The organism is Pseudomonas sp. GV085 (assembly GCF_003050925.1).
GTDB lineage: Bacteria > Pseudomonadota > Gammaproteobacteria > Pseudomonadales > Pseudomonadaceae > Aquipseudomonas.
Map to the genome: position 1 here is coordinate 139,138 of NZ_QAOV01000010.1, position 24,026 is coordinate 163,163.

16 protein-coding genes and 2 tRNA genes are annotated in these 24,026 nt (G+C 60.2%); 14 read left to right on the top strand and 4 right to left on the bottom strand.

The genetic code is table 11. The features are described 5' to 3' along the window. Positions 1 to 31: 31 nt before the first annotated feature. The 5 genes from hflK (at position 32) to C8K63_RS20980 (ending at position 7,003) form a co-directional block, all read left to right on the top strand. Positions 32 to 1,207 (top strand): FtsH protease activity modulator HflK, encoded by a 1,176-nt coding sequence (gene hflK / locus C8K63_RS20960; protein WP_108218416.1) that lies wholly within the window; start codon positions 32 to 34, stop codon positions 1,205 to 1,207. Then, positions 1,207 to 2,076, top strand: coding sequence for a protease modulator HflC (hflC, locus tag C8K63_RS20965; protein ID WP_108218417.1), 870 nt, complete (start codon positions 1,207 to 1,209; stop codon positions 2,074 to 2,076). The genes hflK and hflC overlap by 1 nt, the downstream gene beginning before the upstream one ends. 310 nt (positions 2,077 to 2,386) lie before the next feature. Beyond that, on the top strand, positions 2,387 to 3,574 hold the full coding sequence (locus tag C8K63_RS20970; RefSeq protein WP_108218418.1) for an ATP phosphoribosyltransferase regulatory subunit: 1,188 nt from the start codon (positions 2,387 to 2,389) through the stop codon (positions 3,572 to 3,574). A 54-nt stretch (positions 3,575 to 3,628) separates the two neighbouring features. Beyond that, positions 3,629 to 4,918 carry an adenylosuccinate synthase gene (locus C8K63_RS20975; protein WP_108218419.1) on the top strand — a complete coding sequence of 430 codons (1,290 nt, stop codon included), beginning with the start codon at positions 3,629 to 3,631 and terminating at the stop codon, positions 4,916 to 4,918. Between the two features lie 150 nt (positions 4,919 to 5,068). Further along, positions 5,069 to 7,003, top strand: coding sequence for a methyl-accepting chemotaxis protein (locus C8K63_RS20980; protein WP_108218420.1), 1,935 nt, complete (start codon positions 5,069 to 5,071; stop codon positions 7,001 to 7,003). Between the two features lie 96 nt (positions 7,004 to 7,099). Here C8K63_RS20980 and C8K63_RS20985 read toward each other — a convergent pair whose 3' ends face one another. From C8K63_RS20985 to C8K63_RS21005, 4 genes are all read right to left on the bottom strand, one after another. Next, positions 7,100 to 8,656: an iron ABC transporter permease gene (locus tag C8K63_RS20985; RefSeq protein WP_108218421.1), complete on the bottom strand. Its 1,557-nt coding sequence runs from the start codon at positions 8,654 to 8,656 to the stop codon at positions 7,100 to 7,102. Further along, entirely contained in the window at positions 8,656 to 9,666 is a 1,011-nt protein-coding gene (locus C8K63_RS20990) for an extracellular solute-binding protein (protein WP_108218422.1), read from the bottom strand. Before C8K63_RS20990 ends, C8K63_RS20985 begins: the two co-directional genes overlap by 1 nt. A 299-nt stretch (positions 9,667 to 9,965) precedes the next feature. Next, a tRNA-Leu gene (locus C8K63_RS21000) sits at positions 9,966 to 10,052 on the bottom strand. 166 nt (positions 10,053 to 10,218) lie between these two features. Then, positions 10,219 to 10,305 (bottom strand) — tRNA-Leu (locus C8K63_RS21005). A gap of 225 nt (positions 10,306 to 10,530) precedes the next feature. On the opposite strand from C8K63_RS21005, the gene rnr reads away from it, so the two are divergent. From rnr to C8K63_RS21050, 9 genes are all read left to right on the top strand, one after another. Further along, on the top strand, positions 10,531 to 13,155 hold the full coding sequence (gene rnr, locus C8K63_RS21010; RefSeq protein ID WP_108218423.1) for a ribonuclease R: 2,625 nt from the start codon (positions 10,531 to 10,533) through the stop codon (positions 13,153 to 13,155). After that, a complete protein-coding gene (gene rlmB, locus C8K63_RS21015) occupies positions 13,152 to 13,919 on the top strand; it encodes a 23S rRNA (guanosine(2251)-2'-O)-methyltransferase RlmB (protein ID WP_108218424.1) in 768 nt (255 codons plus the stop codon). Before rnr ends, rlmB begins: the two co-directional genes overlap by 4 nt. 307 nt (positions 13,920 to 14,226) lie before the next feature. Then, a complete protein-coding gene (gene rpsF / locus C8K63_RS21020) occupies positions 14,227 to 14,649 on the top strand; it encodes a 30S ribosomal protein S6 (protein ID WP_007982042.1) in 423 nt (140 codons plus the stop codon). A 28-nt stretch (positions 14,650 to 14,677) separates the two neighbouring features. Next, positions 14,678 to 14,908 (top strand): 30S ribosomal protein S18, encoded by a 231-nt coding sequence (gene rpsR, locus C8K63_RS21025; protein ID WP_002551829.1) that lies wholly within the window; start codon positions 14,678 to 14,680, stop codon positions 14,906 to 14,908. Positions 14,909 to 14,944: 36 nt separating this feature from the next. Continuing rightward, the gene (locus C8K63_RS21030) at positions 14,945 to 15,838 is read left to right on the top strand and encodes a hypothetical protein (RefSeq protein ID WP_108218425.1); all 894 of its coding nucleotides are present in this window, start codon (positions 14,945 to 14,947) and stop codon (positions 15,836 to 15,838) included. Between the two features lie 19 nt (positions 15,839 to 15,857). Beyond that, positions 15,858 to 16,304, top strand: a complete 447-nt coding sequence (gene rplI / locus C8K63_RS21035) for a 50S ribosomal protein L9 (RefSeq protein WP_034149636.1) — start codon at positions 15,858 to 15,860, stop codon at positions 16,302 to 16,304. A gap of 134 nt (positions 16,305 to 16,438) precedes the next feature. Next, entirely contained in the window at positions 16,439 to 17,836 is a 1,398-nt protein-coding gene (gene dnaB / locus C8K63_RS21040) for a replicative DNA helicase (protein ID WP_108218426.1), read from the top strand. Positions 17,837 to 18,104: 268 nt separating this feature from the next. Then, entirely contained in the window at positions 18,105 to 20,408 is a 2,304-nt protein-coding gene (locus C8K63_RS21045; protein WP_108218427.1) for a YgiQ family radical SAM protein, read from the top strand. A 327-nt stretch (positions 20,409 to 20,735) separates the two neighbouring features. Further along, on the top strand, positions 20,736 to 24,011 hold the full coding sequence (locus C8K63_RS21050) for a DUF2126 domain-containing protein (protein WP_108218428.1): 3,276 nt from the start codon (positions 20,736 to 20,738) through the stop codon (positions 24,009 to 24,011). The last annotated feature ends 15 nt before the right edge of the window (positions 24,012 to 24,026 follow it).

A 24,026-nucleotide genomic window follows, 5' to 3' on the forward strand; every position in this document is an offset into this window, starting at 1 on the left:
TGCGTCTTTGCTTTATCAGATGGAGAGCGCTATGGCTTGGAATGAGCCGGGTGGCAACTCGAATAATCAGGATCCTTGGGGTGGCAAGCGTCGTAACAACGGCGACCGCAAGGGCCCACCGGATCTCGACGAGGCCTTCCGAAAGCTGCAGGAAAGCCTGAACGGGTTGTTCGGTGGCGGTAAGAAACGTGGTAGCGACGACGGCGGTGGTCCGGGCAAGAGTGGCGGCTTTGGCGGCCTGCTCGGCATCGGTCTGGTCGTGCTGGCCGCCGTGTGGCTGTATAGCGCGGTCTACGTGGTCGACGAGCAGGAGCAGGCCGTGGTGCTGCGCTTCGGCAAGTACTACGAAACCGTCGGCCCGGGTCTGAACATCTATTTCCCGCCGATCGACAAGAAGTACATGGAAAACGTCACGCGTGAGCGTGCGTACACCAAGCAGGGCCAGATGCTGACTGAAGACGAAAACATCGTCGAAGTGCCGCTGACCGTGCAGTACAAGATCAGCAACCTGCAGGACTTCGTGTTGAGCGTCGATCAGCCGGAAATCAGCCTGCAGCACGCGACCGACAGCGCCTTGCGCCATGTGGTGGGTTCCACCGCGATGGACCAGGTACTGACCGAAGGTCGTGAGTTGATGGCCAGCGAAATCAAGGAGCGTCTGCAACGCTTCATGGACACCTATCGCACCGGTATCACCGTTACCCAGGTCAACGTACAGAGCGCAGCGGCACCGCGCGAAGTCCAGGAAGCCTTCGATGACGTGATCCGTGCCCGGGAAGACGAGCAGCGTTCGCGCAACCAGGCAGAAACCTATGCCAACGGCGTCGTGCCGGAAGCCCGTGGTCAGGCCCAGCGCATCCTCGAAGATGCCAATGGTTACCGTGACGAAACCGTCTCGCGCGCCAAGGGTGAGGCCGATCGCTTCACCAAGCTGGTCGCCGAGTACCGCAAGGCTCCTGAGGTCACCCGCCAGCGTCTGTATCTGGACACCATGCAGGAAGTCTTCAGCAACACCAGCAAGGTTCTCGTGACCGGCAACAAGAACGGCCAGAACAACCTGCTGTACCTGCCGCTGGACAAAATGGTCGAAAGTGGTCGCAATACCAGCACTCCAATGAGCGGTGCGGCAGCCACCAGCAATGAAGCGAATACGCGTGCGGCAGCAGATCTGCAGCAACAGCAAGCACGTACCAGGGAGAGTCGCTGATGAGCAATAAATCGCTGATCGCCCTTATTGTCGGCGTCGTCGTGGCGATCGCTGCCTGGAACTGCTTCTACATCGTGGCTCAGACCGAGCGTGCGGTGTTGCTGCAGTTCGGTCGCGTGGTCCAGACCGATGTTCAGCCGGGCCTGCATGTGAAAGTGCCTTACGTTAACCAGGTGCGCAAATTCGACGCACGCCTGATGACGCTGGATGCCCCGACACAACGCTTCCTGACGCTGGAAAAGAAAGCCGTGATGGTCGACGCCTTCGCCAAGTGGCGCGTGAAGGACGCAGAGCGTTACTACACCGCGACTTCCGGCCTCAAGCAGATCGCCGACGAGCGCCTGTCTCGCCGTCTGGAATCGGGCCTGCGTGACCAGTTCGGTAAGCGCACCCTGCATGAAGTGGTGTCGGGTGAGCGTGATGCGCTCATGGCGGATATCACGGCTTCGCTGAACAAGATGGCTGAAAAAGAACTGGGCATCGAAGTTGTCGATGTTCGGGTCAAGACCATCGACCTTCCGAAAGAAGTGAACCGCAGCGTGTTCGAACGTATGAGCACCGAGCGTGAGCGTGAAGCTCGTGAGCACCGCGCCAAGGGTAACGAGCTGGCCGAAGGCATTCGAGCTGACGCCGATCGTCAGCGCCGCGTGCTGCTGGCTGAAGCCTATCGTGAATCCGAGGAGGTTCGCGGTGACGGTGATGCCCAGGCCGCTGCGATCTATTCCAAGGCCTACGGCCAGGATCAGGAGTTCTACGCGTTCTATCGTAGCCTGCGCGCCTACCGTGAAAGCTTCGCGAACAAATCCGACGTATTGGTCCTCGACCCAAGCAGCGACTTCTTCCACTACCTGGAAAAAGCCAAGCCTTGATACGACGTTGACCTGAATCCTCCCGCCGGGCGGCTAAAACCTCTGGCGGGGTGATCCTTTGGGAAAACGTGTGTATGATGCGGCAGCCGGGAAATTCCCGGCTTTTTTGCGTCTGCATGTTTGATTGCTGTTTTTAAGCAGATGCCGGGCCGATGGGCTCGACAGTTTTTCGAGGAAAGTGGTCAGCGAAGCCGGTAGAAGGGCTTTTCGCTCCGTCGCTCATGCGCGTGGTTTGCGCATGGGCTGATCATTTTCTGCTTCACTCAAGGATCGCCGACAGGCTGGTCGCCCGGATATAGGGGAAGGCGTAATGGCAACGGTAGACCGCTGGCTTCTGCCAGATGGCATCGAAGAAGTACTGCCACCGGAAGCGGCGCGTATTGAAATCGCGCGTCGTCAGGTGTTGGATCTGTTCCAGAGCTGGGGTTACGAGTTTGTCGTGACTCCCCATATCGAGTACCTGGAATCCCTGCTGACCGGCGCAGGCCAGGACCTGGATCTGCGCACCTTCAAGGTCATCGACCCGCAATCGGGCCGGCAGATGGGTTTCCGTGCCGACATCACGCCGCAAGTGGCGCGCATCGATGCGCATACCCTGCGTCGCGAAGGTCCGAGTCGACTGTGCTATGCCGGTAGCGTGCTGCATGCTCAGCCTCGCGCCTTGTCGTCCTCGCGCAGCCCGATTCAGCTGGGCGCCGAGTTGTACGGCGACGGCAGCCCAAGCAGCGACGTCGAAGTCATCAGCCTGATGCTCGCCATGCTGCAACTGGCCGATGTGCCGGATGTGCACATGGACCTCGGCCATGTCGGAATCTACCGTGGCCTGGCCCGCGCTGCCGGTTTGTCCGGTGAAGTCGAGCAGCAGTTGTTCGATGCTTTGCAACGCAAGGCCATCGATGAGGTCATTACCTTGACCGAGGGCTTGCCTACCGATCTGTCGGGCATGCTGCGGGCGTTGGTCGATCTGTGTGGCGATCGTGAAGTGCTGGCTGCGGCCCGCGAGCGCCTGGCCAAGGCTCCGGCCCCTGTTCTGGCAGCTCTGGACGACTTGCTGGCGATTGCCGAGCGGCTGTCCGCGCGTTTCCCTGAGCTGCCGCTATATTTCGACCTCGGCGAGCTGCGCGGGTACCACTACCACACCGGTGTGGTGTTCGCCGTGTTCGTGCCGGGTGTTGGCCAGTCGATTGCCCAGGGCGGTCGTTACGACGACATCGGCGCCGACTTCGGTCGCGCACGTCCGGCAACCGGTTTCTCTACCGATTTGAAAACCCTGGTGACCCTGGGGCGTGCTGAGATCGAGCTACCGTCTGGCGGTATCTGGATGCCTGACAGTACGGATGCAGCACTCTGGCAGCAGGTTTGCCAGTTGCGCAGTGAGGGTCAGCGTGTCGTTCAGGCCTTGCCTGGACAACCTTTGGCCGCCGCCCGTGAAGCGGACTGCGACCGGCAATTGATTCAGCAGAACGGGCTTTGGCAAGTTTCGCCACTGGCTTCTTGAGTTTTCCTGCCGGCCGCCGCCGGCACCAAGTTTGCGCGAATGAGGACAAGTGTTATGGGTAAGAATGTCGTAGTCCTGGGCACCCAATGGGGTGATGAGGGCAAAGGCAAGATCGTTGATCTGCTGACCGAACATGCTGCCGCCGTAGTGCGTTACCAGGGTGGCCACAACGCTGGCCACACGCTGGTGATCGACGGTGAGAAGACCGTCTTGCACCTGATCCCGTCGGGTGTACTGCGCGAAGGCGTGCAGTGCCTGATCGGCAACGGCGTGGTGGTTGCACCTGACGCCTTGCTGCGCGAGATCACCAAGCTGGAAGAAAAAGGCGTGCCGGTGCGCGAGCGCCTGCGTATCAGCCCTTCCTGCCCGCTGATCCTGTCCTTCCACGTTGCGCTGGACCAGGCCCGTGAAAAGGCCCGTGGCGAGCTGAAGATCGGTACCACCGGTCGTGGCATCGGCCCGGCCTACGAAGACAAGGTTGCACGTCGTGGCCTGCGTGTGGGCGACCTGCTCAACATGCCGCGCTTTGAAGACAAGCTGCGTGAACTGGTGGATTACCATAACTTCATGCTGGTGGGTTACTACAAAGAGCCAGCCATCGAATTCGACAAGACCCTGGCCGAATGCAAAGAATACGCTGAGCTGCTCAAGCCGCTGATGCTGGATGTGACTGCCGAGCTGCACGACCTGCGTCGCGCTGGCAAAGACATCATGTTCGAAGGCGCTCAAGGCTCCCTGCTGGACATCGACCACGGTACCTACCCGTACGTGACCAGCTCTAACACCACCGCTGGCGGCGTTGCTACCGGTTCGGGTGTTGGCCCTATGTTCCTGGACTACATCCTGGGTATCACCAAGGCTTACACCACGCGTGTAGGTTCGGGCCCATTCCCGACGGAGTTGTTCGACGAAGTCGGGGCGCACCTGGCTAAACAAGGTCACGAGTTCGGCGCGACTACCGGCCGTGCTCGTCGTTGTGGCTGGTTCGACGCTGTTATCCTGCGTCGCGCTATCGATGTGAACAGCATCTCGGGCATCTGCCTGACCAAGCTGGACGTGCTCGACGGTCTGGAAGCCATCAACATCTGTGTCGGCTACAAGGATGCGGAAGGTAAGGCCGTTGCTCCGACTGATGCTGACAGCTACGTAGGCCTGCAGCCTGTGTACGAAGAAGTGCCGGGCTGGACCGAGTCGACCGTGGGTGCCAAAACCCTGGAAGAGCTGCCAGCTAACGCCCGTGCTTACATCAAGCGCGTCGAAGAGCTGATCGGCGCGCCGATCGACATTATTTCGACGGGCCCGGACCGCAACGAAACTATCGTTCTGCGTCATCCGTTTGCTTGATAAGTCGTTGATGTAAAACACAAAGGCTCCTTAATCGGGGCCTTTGTCGTATTCGTCTGTCGGACGGCATGACCTTTGCTGTGAACATTAAAAAAAGCATTGCTTCCGGCGTGCTATCAATTTAATGGCGCCAAAGCAGAGGGATTTCAGATGTCGGCCGTTCTCTCGTTGTTACAAAGCCGTTTGTTGCGGCCCGTGTTCGTTACCCTGGGTATCGCCCTATTGGTGCAGGTGCTGGTGGCTGTTGCTCTGACCCGGAGCACGGTGACTGCGCTGGAAGCCGATCTGGGCCTGCGCCTGGGCGCGGACAGTCAAAAGCTCTCTGCCGAGCTCGAGCAGGCAGGGCGCGAAGTCACGTCCAGTCTGGACAGCCTCTCTACCAGTACGCGTCAGCGCCTCACGGCCGGCTTGTCCTCGCGACTGGAGGAAGAGCGGGCGCAATTGCGTTCGACCCTGGAAAAGGATCTGAAGGACTCCGCCAGCGACATGGCGCAGCTTCTGGCATCAGTCGCGCCCCGCGCCATGTGGGACAACGACGTCCCGACGCTTTCCGAATTCGCCCGCCGGGCCCAGCGCAATCCCAATGTGCTGTTCGTGGTGTATGACGACGCTACCGGCCAGCACCTGACACGCTACCTCAACCGGGAAAACCCGATCAACAAGGCGCTGCTGGAAAAAGGCCAGGGCGAGCGGGCGCTCGACAAGGTGCTGGATGCGGCGAAGAACGATCCATCGGTCTTCTACACCGAGGCTTCGATCAATCCCAATGGCGTAGAAATCGGCAAGGTCCTGATGGGGGTCTCGACCGCTTCGGTGGAGACCGATCTCACGGCCCTGGACAAGCGCTTCTCGGCGTTGATAGCCAGCAGCGATCAACTGGTGGGCGACAGTCTGAAAGGCGCGGCGGCTGACAGCGCAACGGCCATGCGCTCGCGCCTGCAGTCGGCGCAGTCCACGGCAACTGAAATGAAAGCCAATACCACCGGCACCGTGCAGGAAGCTGCAACGACATTACGCTGGCGCATCGGCGCATGTCTGGCGGTGGTGGGTTTCAGTGTCCTGCTGTTGTTGGCGGTGGTGCTCGGTCGCCGAGTGGTCAATCGCCTGAAAATGCTGATCGTAGCCATGGATGACCTGGCGGCGGGCGAGGGCGATCTGACCAAGCGCGTGCAGATCAACAGCAAGGATGAAATCGGCGACATGGCCTCGGCGGTCAATCGCTTTGTGGACAAGTTACAGCCGATCGTGCGCGAGGCGGGCGATGTGGCCCAGCGTACCGGCGTGGAAATTGGCGCCATGACCTTGCGCAACGCTGGTGCGGATGCGGCGGCTGGCATGCAGCGCGACGAGGTGGCGGAGAGTTTGCGCGCACTGTCGCAAATGGCTGATGAGGCGCAGTCGGAAAGCCACGCCATGCAGGCGGCGCTCAAGCAGGTCGTGGACATTCGTCAGGCCACCGATGAAAACACCCGCACCTCGGCGAAGGTCGGCAGCCTGATCGAGGAGCTGGCGGGTCAGGTCAATACAGGCGCGCAAGTGATCGAGCGTCTGGCACAGCAAAGTGAGCAGATTGAAGTGGTGCTGACGGTGATTCACGGCATCGCCGAGCAGACCAACCTGCTGGCGCTGAACGCGGCCATTGAAGCGGCGCGTGCCGGCGAGACGGGGCGCGGGTTTGCGGTGGTGGCAGATGAGGTGCGGGCGCTGGCGAGCAAGACGCAGAGCTCCACTGGCGATATTCAGGCGCACATCGTGGCGTTGCAGCAAGGTGCACGTGAGGCGGTGGCGGCAATCGGGCAGGCCGGGCGCCAGGCCAGTGAGGGTTTGCTGGTGCTACGTGACAGTGCGCGGTTGCAGCAGTCGGTGCAGGCATCTGTCGAGCAGGTCCATGCGGCGATCGGTCTGGCTACCCAGGCTGCCGAGCATCAGGCCCGCGGAGCCCAGGCGGTGCGCGGTCGGGTCGAGACCATTCATGTGCAGGCCGAGAAAGCGGCGCAAGCTGTCGTGGAGACCACAGCGAGCGGCAAGGTGCTCGATGGCCTGGCGGCGCAGTTGAAGGCGAGCCTGGGGCAGTTCAGGGCTTGATGCCTTAAAGATCAAAAGATCGCAGCCTGCGGCAGCTCCTGCACGGGAATATGCGTTTCCCTGTAGGGCTGCCGCAGGCTGCGATCTTTTGCTTTATCAGCGACTCAAATACATCCGGGTCGTTAACAGGTAAACGGGCAACCCCGACACCAATATCAACAACGCCGCATAAGGCGCCGCCGCCGCAAACTCGACATTCGCGGTATGTGCCCAGACTTCCGTTGCCAGTGTATTCAGCCCGGTTGGACTCAACAGCAAGGTCGCCGTCAGTTCCTTCATCGCATCCAGGAACACCAGGGCAAAAGCCGCGCCCAGCGCCGGGAAAATGATCGGCAGCGTCACTCGGCAAAACGCGCTGAACGATGACGCGCCCAGCGTGCGTGCCGCCTCTTCAAGTTGCGGTGCCGCCTTGTTCAGGGCAGTGCGGATCGGCGCCTGGGCCAGCGGCAGAAACAGCAGGGCGTAGGCGATCAGCAGCAATGCCGATGTCTGGTAAAGCATCGGCACGTAGTGCAGGGCGAAATACACCAGGGTCAGGGCAATGACCAGCCCCGGCAGGGCGTGCAGCAGATACGGCAGGCGCTCGGCCCAGATCGACAATTGGCCTTTGTAGCGCACGACCAGCAGGCCAACCGGCACCGCCAGCACCAGGCACAGTGCAGCGCCGCCCAGCGACAGTGCCAGGGAGGACAGCAATGCTTCGCCGATTGCCGTCACGGGAAAGGCTGCCGATGATCCCACTGCCAACCAGTAGGCCAGCATACCCAACGGAATCCCGCTGCCAATGATTGCCAGCAGCAGGCAATAAAGCTGTCCCGCCACAGCCCAAGGGCCCAGTTGAACCTGTTCCGCGCGTCTCGCCGCACCTTGGCCGGTGCGCACGTGTCGACCCTTGCCGCGTATGCGCAGCTCCAGCCACAACAGCGCCAGGCACAACATCAGCAGTACGGCGGAGAGCATCGCGGCGTTGGCATTGCTGAACTCCAGCTCGAACTGCTGATAGATCGCGGTGGTGAAGGTTTGCAGGCCGATGATCGACAAGGCGCCGAACTCCACCAGCATGTGCAGTGCAATCAGCAACGACCCCGCCAGCATTGAAGGCCAGAGCAGGGGCAGGGTGACCTTGAAAAATACGCCCCAACGATTCTGCCCCAGCGTGCGCGCGGACTCTTCGAGGGACGGGTCAAGGTTGCGCAGCGTTGCCGCTACAGGCAGGAAAATCAGCGGGTATTTGGACAGGCTCATCACGAGGATGGCCCCGCCAAGTCCCTCGAAATGAGCGCTCAACGAAACCCAGGTAAAGCTGCTGACAAATGCCGGTACGGCGAACGGCAGGCAGAGGATCACGCCCCACAATCGTCGGCCCGGCAAATTACTGCGTTCCAGCAACCAGGCCAGCGACAAGCCGATTACCCCGCAAACAGCGGTGACCCCAATCATCAATGCGAGTGTGTTGCGCAGCAAGCCGAACACATAAGGTCGCCATAGCAAATGCAGTGCTTCTGCCCAGCCCGCCTGCCAGGCTTTCAGGCCGACATACAGCAAAGGCAGGAGGCTGAGCGCCACCAACAGCAACACGGGCAGTATCAGCCAGATAGACGGCCGCTTGCGCCGTGGCGCGTACGCGTGATGCGCGGACAGTGAGGCACCCATCAATTCAGGCCAACGTCACGTTCCAGGTCCAGCGCTTCTTCGGCGTTGCCGAGGTCGGCAGGCGTGACTTTGGGTGCTTCCAGTTCGCTGAACGGCTTGAGCCCGCGATCAGATTCCATGCCTTTGTGCAGAGGGTATTCGGCGGTGGTCTGGGTGATCACACGCTGGCCTTCCTCGCTGGCCACGTAGGCGAGCAATTGCTGTGCTTCTTTGGGGTGTTTGCTGGATTTGAGGACTGCGGCGCTGGAAACTGTGATCAGCCCGCCGACGTCGCCGCCGCTGAAATAATGCAGTTTCGAGTCGAGCTGGCCTTTTTCCCGCTGCAAGGCGAACCAGTAGTAGTTGTTCACCAATACTGTTGCCACTTCGCCATTTTCCACGGCCTTGAGTGCAACCATGTTATTGCTGTAGGTCTTGCCGAATGCGCGCAGTCCGGTCAGCCATTCTTCGGCAGCATCCATGCCGTGAACTTTGATGATCGCAACGGCCTGTTCCTGAAAGGCACCACTGGTGGGTACGAAGCCGACCTTGCCTTGCCATATTGGATTGGAGAACTCCATCACCGACTTCGGCAGGTCTTTTTCATCGACCAGTTTCGGGTTGTAGGCTACAACGCGTACCCGGGCAGTCACGCCAATCCAGGTGCCATTGCCGGCGACGTATTCCTTGGGCAGAACGGCCAGCGTGGCGTCATCCGCCTTGGCCAGCAGGCCTTGTTCACCGAGTTTGTTCAGTGGCGGCGACTCTTCGGTGTAGATCACGTCGGCGGGAGAACGATCGCCTTCTTCGACGATCTGGCTGGCGAGCTGGTTGCTGCTGCCTTTGCGCACATTGACGTGGATCCCGGTCTTGGCTTCGAAAGCTTTGGCAACCGCGTCGCCGACTTCTTTGTGTTGGCCGTTGTAGAGGGTCAGGGCAACCGGGTCGGCGGCTTGGGTGAGGGGAGTGGCGAGCGCCAGGCCTAGCAGGGTAATGGTCAGGCCGCGGCGCAGGGTATTTCGAAACATCATTCGCAGGGTTCCTCACTGTCGCATTGCAAAAACTTGCAACAATGATAAACGATATTGTTTCTCAAATGCGCTTTACAGGTTGTGTAATTCCTGTAGGAGCGAGCTTGCTCGCGATGGGCGTGAACGATGACGCGTTCTGTCTGCTGGCAAACGTCAGCCTCGAGTGCATCGTCGGAACGCCGCCCGGAGCAGGCTCGCTCCTACAGAAGAGGGTGGGGTGTTTTTCGGAAGGCCAGAAACGCAAAAACCCGCTTTCGCGGGTTTCTGTGAAATTCAAGGTCTTAACCTTGAATTTGAATTGGTGCCCAGAAGAAGACTCGAACTTCCACGACCTTGCGGTCACCAGCACCTGAAGCTGGCGTGTCTACCAATTTCACCATCTGGGCATTCATCTTCAGCGTTGTCGCTGTTGATGTGGCGCACTATACGGAGAGCTATTTGATCTGTAAACCCCTGATTTAAAAAAAATAAACCAGCAGTCTAAAATGCAAAAACCCGCTTTCGCGGGTTTTTGTGTGAGCCTTGAAATTGAACTAATCTCAAGCTCGAAATTGGTGCCCAGAAGAAGACTCGAACTTCCACGACCTTGCGGTCACCAGCACCTGAAGCTGGCGTGTCTACCAATTTCACCATCTGGGCAGTATCGGCAACGTTGTCCGTCGTCGATGGCGCGCACTATACGGAGCGTCTTTTTAACTGTAAACCCCCAGTGTCAAAAAAACCTGGAAAATTTCGTCAGCGGTCTACAAAACAGCTTTTCGGTGTCGATACAGGGCTTTAGATGGGTCGTCTTAGCCTGAAATTTCCCGTTTCATTACGCCTATGCCAAACTAACCCGCATATAGACAAGGTGAAAACTCTCTAATGGCCGATTGGCAGTCCCTCGATCCCGAGGCCGCTCGTGAAGCGGAAAAATATGAAAACCCTATTCCTAGCCGCGAACTGATCCTTCAGCACCTTGCTGATCGAGGTTCGCCTGCTAACCGCGAGCAACTGGTCGAAGAGTTTGGTCTGACCACGGAAGACCAGATCGAAGCCCTGCGCCGCCGCCTGCGCGCCATGGAGCGCGATGCTCAACTCATCTACACCCGACGCGGCACTTATGCGCCGGTGGACAAGCTCGACCTGATCCTGGGTCGCATCAGCGGTCACCGTGATGGCTTCGGCTTCCTGGTGCCGGACGACGGCAGTGACGACCTGTTCATGAGCCCGGCGCAGATGCGCCTGGTGTTCGATGGTGACCGTGCGCTGGCCCGTGTATCCGGCCTGGATCGTCGTGGTCGTCGCGAAGGCATGATCGTCGAAGTGGTTTCCCGGGCTCACGAGAGCATCGTCGGCCGCTACTTCGAAGAGGGTGGCATCGGTTTCGTGGTTGCCGACAACCCGAAAATCCAGCAGGAAGTGCTGGTCACGCCGGGTCGTAACGCCAACGCGCAGATCGGTCAGTTCGTCGAAGTGAAGATCACTCACTGGCCGACGCCACGCTTCCAGCCGCAAGGCGACGTGGTCGAAGTCGTGGGCAACTACATGGCGCCGGGCATGGAAATCGATGTTGCCCTGCGTACCTACGACATTCCTCACGTCTGGCCTGATGCCGTGCTCAAGGAAGCCGGCAAGCTCAAGCCGGAAGTCGAAGAGAAAGACAAAGAGAAGCGCATCGACCTGCGTCATCTGCCGTTCGTCACCATCGACGGCGAAGATGCCCGCGACTTCGATGATGCGGTCTACTGCGAAGCCCGTCCGGGCAAACTGCGTCTGTTCTCCGGCGGCTGGAAGCTGTACGTGGCGATTGCCGACGTATCCAGCTACGTGAAGCTCGGTTCGGCGCTGGATGCCGAAGCGCAGGTTCGTGGCAACTCGGTGTACTTCCCCGAGCGTGTGATTCCGATGCTGCCTGAGCAGCTGTCCAATGGTTTGTGCTCGCTGAACCCGCAAGTCGATCGTCTGGCCATGGTTTGCGAGATGACCATCTCCAAAACCGGCGAAATGACCGACTACTGCTTCTACGAAGCGGTGATCCACTCCCATGCCCGCCTGACCTACAACAAGGTCAGCGCCATGCTCGAAACGCCGAAAGCCACCGAAGCGCGCAAGCTGCGCGGCGAATACACCGACGTGGTGCCGCACCTCAAGCAGCTCTACTCGCTGTACAAGGTGTTGCTGGCGGCTCGTCATGTGCGTGGCGCGATCGATTTCGAAACCCAGGAAACCCGGATCATCTTCGGTACCGAGCGCAAGATTGCCGAAATCCGTCCGACCGTGCGCAATGACGCTCACAAGCTGATCGAGGAATGCATGCTGGCGGCCAACGTGGCCACCGCCGAGTTCCTGAAAAAGCACGAGATCCCGGCGCTCTACCGTGTTCACGATGGTCCGCCACCAGAGCGCCTGGAAAAGCTGCGCGCTTTCCTTGGCGAGCTCGGTCTGTCCCTGCACAAAGGCAAGGATGGTCCGTCGCCGAAGGATTATCAGGCACTGTTGGCCGGTATCAAGGATCGTCCGGATTTCCACCTGATCCAGACCGTCATGCTGCGTTCGTTGAGCCAGGCGGTGTACAGCGCCGATAACCAGGGCCACTTCGGCCTGAATTACGAGGCGTACACGCACTTCACTTCGCCGATCCGCCGCTACCCGGACTTGCTCACGCACCGGGCGATTCGTAGCGTGATCCATTCGAAGCAGAACACCCCGCACGTTCGTCGTGCCGGTGCGATGACCATTCCGAAAGCACGCATCTATCCGTACGACGAAGCGGCGCTGGAGCAGCTCGGCGAGCAGTGCTCGATGAGCGAGCGCCGTGCCGACGAAGCGACCCGCGACGTGGTGAACTGGCTCAAATGCGAGTTCATGAAAGATCGCGTGGGCGAGTCGTTCCCGGGCGTGATCACCGCCGTGACTGGTTTTGGCCTGTTCGTCGAGCTTACAGACATTTATGTCGAAGGCCTGGTGCACGTCACCGCGCTGCCGGGCGATTACTACCACTTCGATCCTGTGCACCACCGCCTGGCCGGTGAGCGTACCGGTCGCAGTTTCCGCCTGGGTGACACCGTGGAAGTGCGGGTCATGCGCGTCGACCTCGACGAACGCAAGATCGACTTCGAGATGGCTGAAAAAACCATCAGCGCGCCGATCGGCCGCAAAAAGCGTGGCACCGAAGCGGCAGCGCCCGCAGCTAAAGCCGAAGCAGAGGCTCCGGCGAAAACCGGTCGTCGTCCTGCCAAGGAAAAGGCTGTAGAAGCCTATCGCCCGAGCGATGCGGCGGCGAAAAACGCCGAGGTGCGCAAAAGCCGTGAAATGAAGCAGGCGTTGCTGGCTGGAGCGAAAAGCGGCGGTAAAGCGGCGTCTGGGGGAAAGACCAGTCGGTCGACGCCTGACAAGGCCGTCGGCGGCAAGCCAGCCAAACCGAGCAAACATCGTAAAGGCCCGCCAAAAGCGGGCTCGGCTCCAGCCAAGAGTGGCGGGGCGCGTAAACCTAAGGCCAAGCCATGAGTCAGTTGGAAAAGATCTACGGCGTACACGCTGTAGAAGCGTTGTTGCGTCACCACCCGAAACGCGTCAAGCAGATCTGGCTGGCCGAAGGTCGCAATGACCCTCGGGTCCAGACACTGATCGAGCTGGCCAACGAAAACCGGGTCCAGGTCGGCCAGGCCGAGCGCCGCGAAATGGACGCCTGGGTTGAGGGTGTGCACCAGGGTGTGGTCGCGGACGTGAGTCCGAGCCAGGTCTGGGGCGAGGCGATGCTCGATGAATTGCTCGATCGCACCGACGGCGCGCCGTTGTTGCTGGTGCTCGACGGCGTGACCGATCCGCACAACCTCGGTGCCTGCTTGCGTTCGGCCGATGCGGCGGGTGCGTTGGCAGTGATCGTGCCGAAGGACAAGTCGGCGACCCTGACTCCGGTTGTGCGAAAAATCGCCTGCGGCGCGGCGGAAGTGATTCCGCTGGTTGCCGTGACCAACCTGGCGCGCACCCTGGAAAAACTCCAGCAGCGCGGCTTGTGGGTTGTCGGTACGGCGGGGGAGGCCGAAGTCAGTCTTTATGATCAGGACCTCACAGGTCCGACCATCCTGATCATGGGTGCCGAAGGCAAGGGCATGCGCCGCCTGACCCGCGAACATTGCGACTACCTGGTGAATCTGCCGATGGCCGGTAGTGTCAGCAGTCTCAACGTGTCGGTGGCGACGGGTGTTTGCCTGTTCGAGGCGCAGCGTCAGCGTAGCGTCAAAGCCAAGGCTGCCGCCAAAAAGCCCTGATCCACGTACGATCCACTGTAGGAGCGAGCTTGCTCGCGAAGGACTCAAGATCACCGCGGAGAATCAGCTTCCCCGCGTTATCGTTGACGACCTTCGCGAGCAAGCTCGCTCCTACAGTGCCTTTTAGTGTCGGGGGTTGTTCAATTAATCACCAATTACCTTGCGCCTCCCTCGCCCCTTCTCTACAATTGCGCCCCTTGCTGTGATGGCAGGCACCAACGTGTCTAGCGTCCGCAAGTCCATAAGTGTCATTCACTCCTTGTCTGACCGCTTTTGAGCGGCAGGCTACAACCCGTAAGGAGCATTCATGCGTCATTACGAAATCATCTTTTTGGTCCACCCGGATCAAAGCGAGCAAGTCGGCGGCATGGTTGAGCGTTACACCAAGCTGATCGAAGAAGACGGCGGCAAAATCCACCGTCTGGAAGATTGGGGCCGTCGTCAACTGGCCTACGCAATCAACAATGTTCACAAGGCTCACTACGTGATGCTGAACGTTGAGTGCACTGGCAAGGCCCTGGCCGAGCTGGAAGACAACTTCCGCTACAACGATGCAGTGATCCGTAACCTGGTCATCCGTCGCGACGAAGCCGTTACCGGCCAGTCCGAGATGCTCAAGGCTGAAGAAAACCGCAGTGAGCGCCGTGAGCGTCGCGACCGTCCTGAGCACGAAGGCGCTGAAAGCGTTGACAGTGATGACAGCGACAACAGCGATAACGCTGACGAGTAATCCACGGACCTTTTAAGGAGCCTATCAAATGGCACGTTTCTTCCGTCGTCGTAAATTCTGCCGCTTCACCGCTGAAGACGTGAAAGAGATCGATTACAAAGATCTCAACACTCTGAAAGCCTACGTATCCGAGACCGGCAAAATCGTTCCAAGCCGCATCACCGGTACCAAAGCTCGTTATCAGCGTCAGCTGGCCACCGCTATCAAGCGCGCCCGCTTCCTGGCCCTGCTGGCCTACACCGACAGCCACGGCCGCTGAGACCGGGCAGTCGACACGTAGCAAAGGATTGAATGCATGCGGGCCATAGCTGAGTTCATCATGCGCGGCCGTATGCAGGCCACTCTCGTAGTGGCTGGATGCGCGGCGATGCCGTTGTTGTATTGGTTGGGTGCTGCCGCCGGATGCCTTGTGCTCCTGCGGCGCGGATTGAGGGACGCCCTGGGCGTTCTTGCTCTGGGACTGCTGCCGGCATTGGCCTGGTGGCTGTACTCCGAAGATCCACGGGCACTTCTGGTGCTGCTGGGGTCTGCGAGCCTTGCGCTGGTTTTGCGCGCAAGCGAGTCCTGGAACCGCGTGCTGCTGGTCAGCATAGCGATGGGAGTGGTGTTTTCAGTGGTGTTGGGGACAGCTTTTGCTCCCCAGATCGAGATGCTGGCGCAGGCTTTGATCAAGGTCATGCCGTCGCTACTCGGTGACGTCTACCAGAAGTTGTCGGTAGACGAACAAGCGCGTTTCGCGTCCCTGATTGCACCGGTCCTGACCGGCCTGATTGCGGCGTTGTTGCAAATCGTCAGCTTGCTGAGCCTGCTTGTCGGGCGCTACTGGCAGGCGTTGTTGTACAACCCGGGCGGTTTTGGTCGCGAGTTTCGCGCCATCCGCTTCCCGCTGTTGCCGGCGATGTTGCTGCTGGCGTGCATGCTTCTGGGGCCGAACATCGGCCCACAGATGGCCATGTTGACGCCGTTGTGCAGCGTACCGCTGGTGTTCGCCGGGCTGGCCCTGATTCACGGGCTGGTGGCGCAGAAGCGACTGGCCAGGTTCTGGCTGGTGGGGTTGTACGTGACGCTGTTGCTGTTCATGCAACTGATCTATCCGTTGCTGGTGGTCTTGGCCATCGTCGACAGCCTGATTGATTTTCGCGGTCGTTCGGCACCGAAAGATGCCGATAACGCGAACGGTGAAGGTTAAAAGTTAAGAGGATTTTCACATGCAACTGATCCTTCTGGAAAAAGTCACCAACCTGGGCAACCTGGGTGACAAAGTGAACGTTAAGGCTGGTTACGGTCGTAACTACCTGCTGCCTTACGGCAAAGCTACCGCTGCGACCCCAGCCAACCTGGCTGCGTTCGAAGAGCGTCGTGCCGAGCTGGAAAAAGCTGCAGCAGATCGTAAATCGTCGGCTGAAAGCCGCGCTGCCCAACTGGCCGAGCTGGAAGTGACCATCACTGCCACCGCTGGCGACGAAGGCAAGCTGTTCGGTTCGATCGGTACTCACGACATCGCTGACGCACTGACCGCCTCCGGCGTTGAAGTGCAGAAGAGCGAAGTTCGTCTGCCGAACGGCACCATCCGCAACGTAGGCGAATTCGACGTAGCCGTGCACCTGCACGCCGAAGTTGAAGCCACCGTACGCGTTGTCGTGGTAGCAGCTTAAGCAGCACTTGTCGGCTGGCACCCTCGGGTGCTTGCCGGTAACATCGGGCACGATCCTGTTTACAGGTCGTGCCCTTTGTCTTTTTGGTAGCTCCTGTTTTCCAACCCCTGCTTTTTCTAAACAACCAAGTGGCCATGAACGATATCTCCGCTCCTGAGCAATACGATCTGCAAACCGCCGCGCTGAAGGTGCCGCCGCATTCCATCGAGGCCGAACAGGCCGTGCTCGGTGGTCTGATGCTGGACAACAACGCCTGGGAGCGTGTGCTCGATCAAGTCTCCGACGGCGATTTCTATCGACATGACCACCGTCTGATCTTCCGCGCGATCGCCAAGCTGGCCGATCAGAACATGCCGATCGACGTCGTGACCCTGTCCGAACAACTGGACAAGGAAGGTCAGACTTCACAGGTCGGCGGTCTCGGTTACCTGGGCGAACTGGCGAAGAACACCCCGTCAGTCGCCAACATCAAGGCCTATGCGCAGATCGTTCGCGAGCGGGCGACGTTGCGCCAACTGATCGGCATCAGTACCGAGATTGCCGACAGCGCGTTCAACCCTGAGGGTCGCACTGCCGCCGAGATTCTCGACGAGGCTGAGCGGCAGATCTTCCAGATCGCCGAGGCCCGACCTAAAACCGGTGGCCCGGTGGGCGTCAATGACCTGCTGACCAAGGCCATCGACCGCATCGACACCTTGTTCAACACCGACAACGCCATCACCGGGCTGTCCACGGGTTACACCGACCTCGACGAGAAAACCAGCGGCCTGCAACCGTCCGACCTGATCATCGTCGCCGGCCGTCCATCGATGGGTAAAACCACCTTTGCGATGAACCTGGTGGAAAACGCCGTGTTGCGCAGCGAAAAGGCCGTCCTGGTTTACTCCCTCGAGATGCCAGGCGAATCGCTGATCATGCGTATGCTGTCTTCCCTGGGTCGTATCGACCAGACCAAGGTCCGTTCCGGTCAGCTTGAAGACGACGACTGGCCGCGCCTGACCTCGGCGGTCAACCTGCTCAACGATCGCAAGTTGTTCATCGACGACACCGCCGGCATCAGCCCGTCGGAAATGCGCGCCCGGACCCGCCGTCTGGTACGTGAGCACGGCGAAATCGGCTTGATCATGATCGACTACCTGCAACTGATGCAGATCCCGGGTTCCAGTGGCGATAATCGGACCAACGAGATTTCCGAGATCTCCCGGTCCCTGAAAGCCCTGGCGAAAGAATTCCAATGTCCGGTGGTGGCGCTCTCGCAGCTCAACCGTTCCCTGGAGCAGCGCCCGAACAAACGCCCGGTGAACTCCGACTTGCGGGAATCCGGAGCGATCGAGCAGGACGCCGACGTGATCATGTTCGTTTACCGCGACGAGGTGTATCACCCGGAAACCGAGCACAAAGGCATCGCCGAAATCATCATCGGCAAGCAGCGGAACGGCCCGATCGGCTTTATCCGCCTGGCGTTCATCGGTAAGTACACCCGCTTCGAGAACCTGGCACCGGGTAGCTACAACTTCGACGACGATGAGTAACTATTGACGCAGGGCCTCTGTGGCGAGGGAGCTTGCTCCCGCTGGGCTGCGCAGCAGCCCCAATACCTGCAACGATACTGATTCAGGCACACCACTTTTTCTGGTTTTGCGACTGCTTCGCAGTCGAACGGGAGCAAGCTCCCTCGCCACATAGGTTGTGTGTGTCAGAGCTCCCACCAATTTCCGACCATAGCCGTCGGAATTGGTCAAAATTTGTGCTATATTCCGCGCCCGCGAAATTCAATGAAAGCCAACACCGGTTATCGACATGCAAGCAGCCAAGCCGTTATTTGACTATCCCAAGTACTGGGCCGAATGTTTCGGGCCAGCGCCATTCCTGCCCATGAGCAGGGAGGAGATGGATCAGCTCGGCTGGGATTCCTGCGACATCATCATCGTCACCGGTGATGCCTACGTCGATCACCCTTCGTTCGGCATGGCGATCATCGGCCGGCTGCTGGAGTCCCAGGGCTTCCGCGTCGGGATCATTGCCCAGCCGAACTGGCAGTCCAAAGACGACTTCATGAAGCTCGGCGAGCCGAACCTGTTCTTCGGTGTCGCGGCCGGCAACATGGACTCGATGATCAACCGCTACACCGCGGACAAGAAAATCCGTTCCGACGACGCCTACACCCCGGGTGGCATGGCCGGGAAGCGTCCGGACCGCGCGAGCCTGGTCTACAGCCAGCGCTGCAAGGAAGCTTACAAAAACGTGCCGATCGTGCTCGGCGGCATCGAAGCGTCCCTGCGCCGTATCGCCCACTACGACTACTGGCAAGACCGTGTGCGCAACTCGATCCTGATCGACGCCAGCGCCGACATCCTGCTTTACGGCAACGCCGAGCGGGCCATCGTCGAGGTCGCCCAGCGTCTGTCCTACGGGCACAAGATCGAAGATATCACCGACGTGCGTGGCACCGCGTTCATCCGTCGTGACACGCCGCAAGGCTGGTACGAAGTCGACTCCACGCGCATCGACCGTCCGGGCAAGATCGACAAGATCATCAACCCGTACGTCAACACCCAGGACACCCAGGCCTGCGCAATCGAGCAGGAAAAGGGCCCGGTCGACGATCCGCAGGAAGCCAAGGTCGTGCAGATCCTGGCCAGCCCGCGCATGACCCGCGACAAGACCGTGATACGTCTGCCATCGGTGGAAAAGGTCCGTAACGACGCAGTGCTCTACGCCCACGCCAACCGCGTGCTGCACCTGGAAACCAACCCGGGCAACGCCCGTGCGCTGGTGCAGAAGCATGGCGAGGTCGATGTCTGGTTCAATCCGCCACCGATTCCGATGACCACCGAAGAAATGGACTACGTGTTCGGCATGCCTTATGCGCGCATTCCGCACCCGGCGTACGGCAAGGAAAAGATCCCGGCCTACGACATGATCCGCTTCTCGGTGAACATCATGCGTGGCTGTTTCGGCGGCTGCACCTTCTGCTCGATCACCGAGCACGAAGGCCGGATCATCCAGAACCGTTCCCACGAGTCGATCATTCGCGAAATCGAAGAAATTCGTGACAAGGTTCCCGGCTTTACCGGCGTGATCTCCGACCTCGGCGGCCCGACCGCGAACATGTACCGCATCGCGTGCAAGAGCCCGGAAATCGAATCCGCGTGCCGCAAGCCATCGTGCGTATTCCCTGGCATCTGCCCGAACCTGAACACCGACCACTCGGCGCTGATCCAGCTATACCGCAGTGCCCGTGAATTGCCGGGTGTGAAGAAGATCCTGATCGCTTCCGGCCTGCGCTACGACCTCGCGGTCGAGTCGCCGGAATACGTCAAGGAACTGGTGACCCACCACGTCGGTGGTTACCTGAAGATCGCCCCGGAACACACCGAGGAAGGTCCGCTCAACCAGATGATGAAACCGGGCATCGGCAGCTATGACAAGTTCAAGCGCATGTTCGAGAAGTACTCCAAGGAAGCGGGCAAGGAGCAGTACCTGATTCCGTACTTCATCGCCGCCCACCCGGGCACCACCGATGAAGACATGATGAACCTGGCCCTGTGGCTCAAGGGCAACGGCTTCCGTGCCGACCAGGTGCAGGCGTTCTACCCGTCGCCGATGGCCACCGCCACCGCGATGTACCATTCGGGCAAGAACCCGCTGCGCAAGGTCACCTACAAGAGTGACGCGGTGACCATCGTCAAGAGCGAAGAGCAGCGTCGTCTGCACAAGGCGTTCTTGCGTTATCACGACCCGAAAGGCTGGCCAATGCTGCGTGAAGCGTTGACCCGCATGGGTCGCGCTGACCTGATCGGGCCGGGCAAGAACCAGTTGATCCCGCTGCACCAGCCGTCCACCGACAGCTACCAGAGCGCCCGTCGCAAGAACTCGACGCCAGCTGGCAGCCACAAGGTTGCAGGGGAAAAGACCACCAAGATCCTCACCCAGCACACCGGCCTGCCACCCCGCGCCAGCGATGGCGGCAATCCGTGGGACAAGCGTGAACAGGCCAAGGCGGCGGCATTCGCTCGCAACCAGCAGGCGGCCAAGGAGCGCAAGGACGCGGCCAAGGGCAAAGGCCCCAAACCGACCCGCAAGCCGGTCGTGCCGCGCTAAGCCTCGCGTGAACTGAACAGAACGCCAACCTTCGGGTTGGCGTTCTGCGTTGTGCCTGAAGATCAAAAGATCGCAGCCTTCGGCAGCTCCTACAGATAATGCATACATCCAATCAATCGCGGGTATACATGATCGTTGTAGGAGCTGCCGAAGGCTGCGATCTTTTGATCTTCGCCACATTTATGTGCGCCAACGCCAAACCATTTTCCCGCCTCGCCCGATTTTGGTGCTGTACTGCCTCAGGCAACCGAAGAAAGCGCCAGCATTGCTGGATGGCATAAGTCTTGCGCGCTTTCCCATACGCTCTAGGCTCGCAGGAGGCACGCCGTGTCGATTCATGTCGCATTGCACCACGTTACGCATTACCGTTATGACCGCGCTGTCGAGCTCGGCCCGCAGATCGTTCGCCTGCGTCCCGCCGCTCACAGCCGCACGCGGATTCTGTCCTATGCGTTGAAAATCTCGCCCGAGCAGCATTTCATCAACTGGCAGCAGGACCCTCAGGGCAATTACCTGGCGCGGCTGGTGTTCCCGGAGAAAACCGAGGAATTGCGAATCGAAGTCGATCTGCTGGCAGAAATGGCGATCTTCAATCCGTTCGACTTCTTCCTCGAGCCCTATGCGGAAAAGATCCCCTTCGCCTATGCCGCGGATGAGCGCAAGGAACTGGCGCCGTACCTGGAAACCTTGCCCCTGACGCCGAAGTTCCAGGCCTACCTGGACGGCATCGACCGCACACCGTTGCCCGCCGTGGATTTTCTCGTCGCACTCAACCAGCGCCTGAGCGAAGACATCGACTACCTGATCCGCATGGAGCCCGGCGTACAAACACCTGAGCACACCCTCGACCAGGCTTCCGGATCGTGCCGCGACTCCGCTTGGTTGCTGGTGCAACTGCTGCGCAACCTGGGGCTGGCGGCGCGTTTCGTGTCGGGTTACCTGATCCAGCTGACCGCTGACGTAAAAAGTCTCGACGGTCCGTCCGGCACCGAAGTGGATTTCACCGACCTGCACGCCTGGTGCGAGGTGTACTTGCCTGGTGCCGGCTGGATCGGCCTGGACGCAACCTCCGGGCTGTTTGCCGGTGAAGGGCATATTCCGTTGGCCTGTAGTCCCGATCCGTCCTCTGCGGCACCGATCAGTGGTTTGGTGGAGCCCTGCGAGTGCGAATTCAGCCACGAAATGTCCGTGGAGCGGATTTGGGAAGCACCGCGGGTCACCAAGCCCTACACCGACGACCAGTGGCTGGCGATTCAAGCCTTGGGCCGACAGATCGATGCCGACCTGCTGGAAGGCGATGTGCGCCTGACCATGGGCGGCGAGCCGACCTTTGTGTCCATCGATGACCCGGACGGCGCCGAGTGGAATACCGCGGCATTGGGGCCGGATAAACGACGGTTGTCCGCCGAACTGTTCCAGCGCATGCGCAAGCATTACGCGCCCCAGGGGCTGGTGCATTTCGGGCAGGGCAAGTGGTACCCCGGCGAGCAACTGCCGCGCTGGTCGCTCAATTGCTACTGGCGTCGTGACGGCGTGCCAGTTTGGCACAACAGCGCGCTGATCGCCGACGAGCAGGAAGATTATGGCGCCGACGGTGTGCTGGCCGGACGTTTCCTGGCGAGTGTCGCCGAACGCCTGAAGATTCCGACACGCTTTGTGTTTGCAGCCTACGAAGACAATTTCTATTACCTCTGGCGCGAAGGAATGCTGCCGCAAAACGTCAGCGCCGAAGACTCGCGTCTGGAAGAACCGCTGGAGCGGGCTCGCCTGCGCAAAGTATTCAGCCAAGGGCTGGACAAGGTCATCGGTCAGGTCCTGCCGCTGGCGCGCACCGCCAAGGGTGATCAGTGGCAGAGCGGGCGCTGGTATCTGCGCGACGAGCACTGCCGCCTGGTGCCGGGGGACTCGCCGCTGGGTTATCGCTTGCCGCTGGGTTCGCAGCCTTGGGTGAAGGCGGCGGAATATCCGTTCATTCATCCGCAAGACCCGAATCAAGACTTCCCGCCGCTGCCCGACACCGCGCAACTGCAAAGCCAAAGCGAAGCTGCCGAGGTACAAGAGCGCGCACCGAAGATCGACGAATCCGCCGACTGGCTGACCCGCACCGCCTTCTGCGCCGAGGCGCGGGAAGGCCGGTTGTACCTGTTCATGCCGCCGCTGGAACGGGTCGAGGATTACCTCGAACTGGTCGCTGCCATCGAAGCCACTGCCGAAGAGTTGCTGTGCCCGGTGTTGCTTGAGGGCTACGAGCCGCCAAGCGATCCACGCCTGAGCAACTTCCGAATCACCCCGGATCCGGGGGTGATCGAGGTCAACGTACAGCCGTCCGCGACCTGGGATGAGCTGGTCGAGCGCACCGAGTTTCTCTACGAAGAAGCGCGGCAGACCCGACTGACTACTGAAAAATTCATGATCGACGGTCGGCACACCGGCACGGGTGGCGGTAACCATTTCGTGCTGGGGGGCGCGACACCGGGGGACTCGCCGTTTCTGCGGCGCCCGGATCTGCTGCGCAGCCTGATCAGTTACTGGCACAACCATCCGTCGCTGTCCTACCTGTTTTCCGGATTGTTCATCGGCCCGACGTCCCAGGCGCCCCGCGTCGATGAAGCACGCAACGATGCCTTGTACGAACTGGAAATTGCTTTCGCACAAATGCCTGAAGCGGGTGAGGAATGCCCGCCATGGCTGGTGGATCGACTGCTGCGCAATCTGCTGATCGATGTGACCGGCAATACCCACCGCGCCGAGTTCTGCATCGACAAGCTCTATTCGCCGGACGGCGCCACCGGGCGCCTCGGATTGCTGGAGCTGCGTGCGTTCGAGATGCCGCCCCATGCACGCATGAGCCTGGCGCAACAATTGTTGCTGCGGGCGCTGGTCGCGCGGTTCTGGCGCGAGCCCTATGCGCCGCCGAAACTGGCTCGTTGGGGCACGGAGCTGCACGATCGCTTCCTGTTGCCGCACTTTATCGAGCAAGACTTCGCCGATGTCATCGTCGACCTCAACGCCGCCGGTTATCCGGTGCGGGCCGAATGGTTCGCCGCGCATCTGGAGTTCCGTTTTCCCAAGGTTGGCGACTACGCCGTCAGTGGCATTGCGCTGGAGTTGCGCCAGGCGCTCGAGCCGTGGCATGTATTGGGTGAAGAGGGCGCGGTCGGTGGCACGGTACGTTACGTGGATTCCTCGCTTGAACGTTTGCAGGTCAAGCTCAGCGGTCTACCACCCCAGCGTTATCTGCTGACCTGCAATGGCATCCCGGTGCCCTTGCAGCCCACCGGGCGTGTAGGCGAATTCGTCGCGGGCGTGAGATTTCGTGCCTGGCAACCGGCGAACTGCCTGCAGCCCACCATCCCGGTCCACGCGCCCCTGGTGTTCGACTTGCTCGATACCTGGATGCAGCGTTCGTTGGGCGGCTGCCAGTACCACGTCGCCCACCCGGGCGGGCGCAATTACGACAGCTTGCCGGTCAACGCCAACGAGGCCGAGAGCCGGCGGATGGCGCGTTTCTTCCGCGTCGGACACACGCCAGGGAAGCTTCCTATGCCCAATCTGGACATTAACGACGAGCTGCCGATGACGCTCGATTTGCGACGTTTCTAAACCGTACGCGACGCT

Coding starts and splice junctions, on each gene's coding strand:
- C8K63_RS21045 (WP_108218427.1), top strand. CDS start 18,105: ATGCAAGCAGCCAAGCCGTTATTTGACTATCCCAAGTACTGGGCCGAA.
- rnr (WP_108218423.1), top strand. CDS start 10,531: ATGGCCGATTGGCAGTCCCTCGATCCCGAGGCCGCTCGTGAAGCGGAA.
- rplI (WP_034149636.1), top strand. CDS start 15,858: ATGCAACTGATCCTTCTGGAAAAAGTCACCAACCTGGGCAACCTGGGT.
- C8K63_RS21030 (WP_108218425.1), top strand. CDS start 14,945: ATGCGGGCCATAGCTGAGTTCATCATGCGCGGCCGTATGCAGGCCACT.
- C8K63_RS20985 (WP_108218421.1), bottom strand. CDS start 8,656: ATGGGTGCCTCACTGTCCGCGCATCACGCGTACGCGCCACGGCGCAAG.
- C8K63_RS20970 (WP_108218418.1), top strand. CDS start 2,387: ATGGCAACGGTAGACCGCTGGCTTCTGCCAGATGGCATCGAAGAAGTA.
- C8K63_RS20990 (WP_108218422.1), bottom strand. CDS start 9,666: ATGATGTTTCGAAATACCCTGCGCCGCGGCCTGACCATTACCCTGCTA.
- rpsR (WP_002551829.1), top strand. CDS start 14,678: ATGGCACGTTTCTTCCGTCGTCGTAAATTCTGCCGCTTCACCGCTGAA.
- rpsF (WP_007982042.1), top strand. CDS start 14,227: ATGCGTCATTACGAAATCATCTTTTTGGTCCACCCGGATCAAAGCGAG.
- hflK (WP_108218416.1), top strand. CDS start 32: ATGGCTTGGAATGAGCCGGGTGGCAACTCGAATAATCAGGATCCTTGG.
- hflC (WP_108218417.1), top strand. CDS start 1,207: ATGAGCAATAAATCGCTGATCGCCCTTATTGTCGGCGTCGTCGTGGCG.
- dnaB (WP_108218426.1), top strand. CDS start 16,439: ATGAACGATATCTCCGCTCCTGAGCAATACGATCTGCAAACCGCCGCG.
- C8K63_RS20975 (WP_108218419.1), top strand. CDS start 3,629: ATGGGTAAGAATGTCGTAGTCCTGGGCACCCAATGGGGTGATGAGGGC.
- rlmB (WP_108218424.1), top strand. CDS start 13,152: ATGAGTCAGTTGGAAAAGATCTACGGCGTACACGCTGTAGAAGCGTTG.
- C8K63_RS20980 (WP_108218420.1), top strand. CDS start 5,069: ATGTCGGCCGTTCTCTCGTTGTTACAAAGCCGTTTGTTGCGGCCCGTG.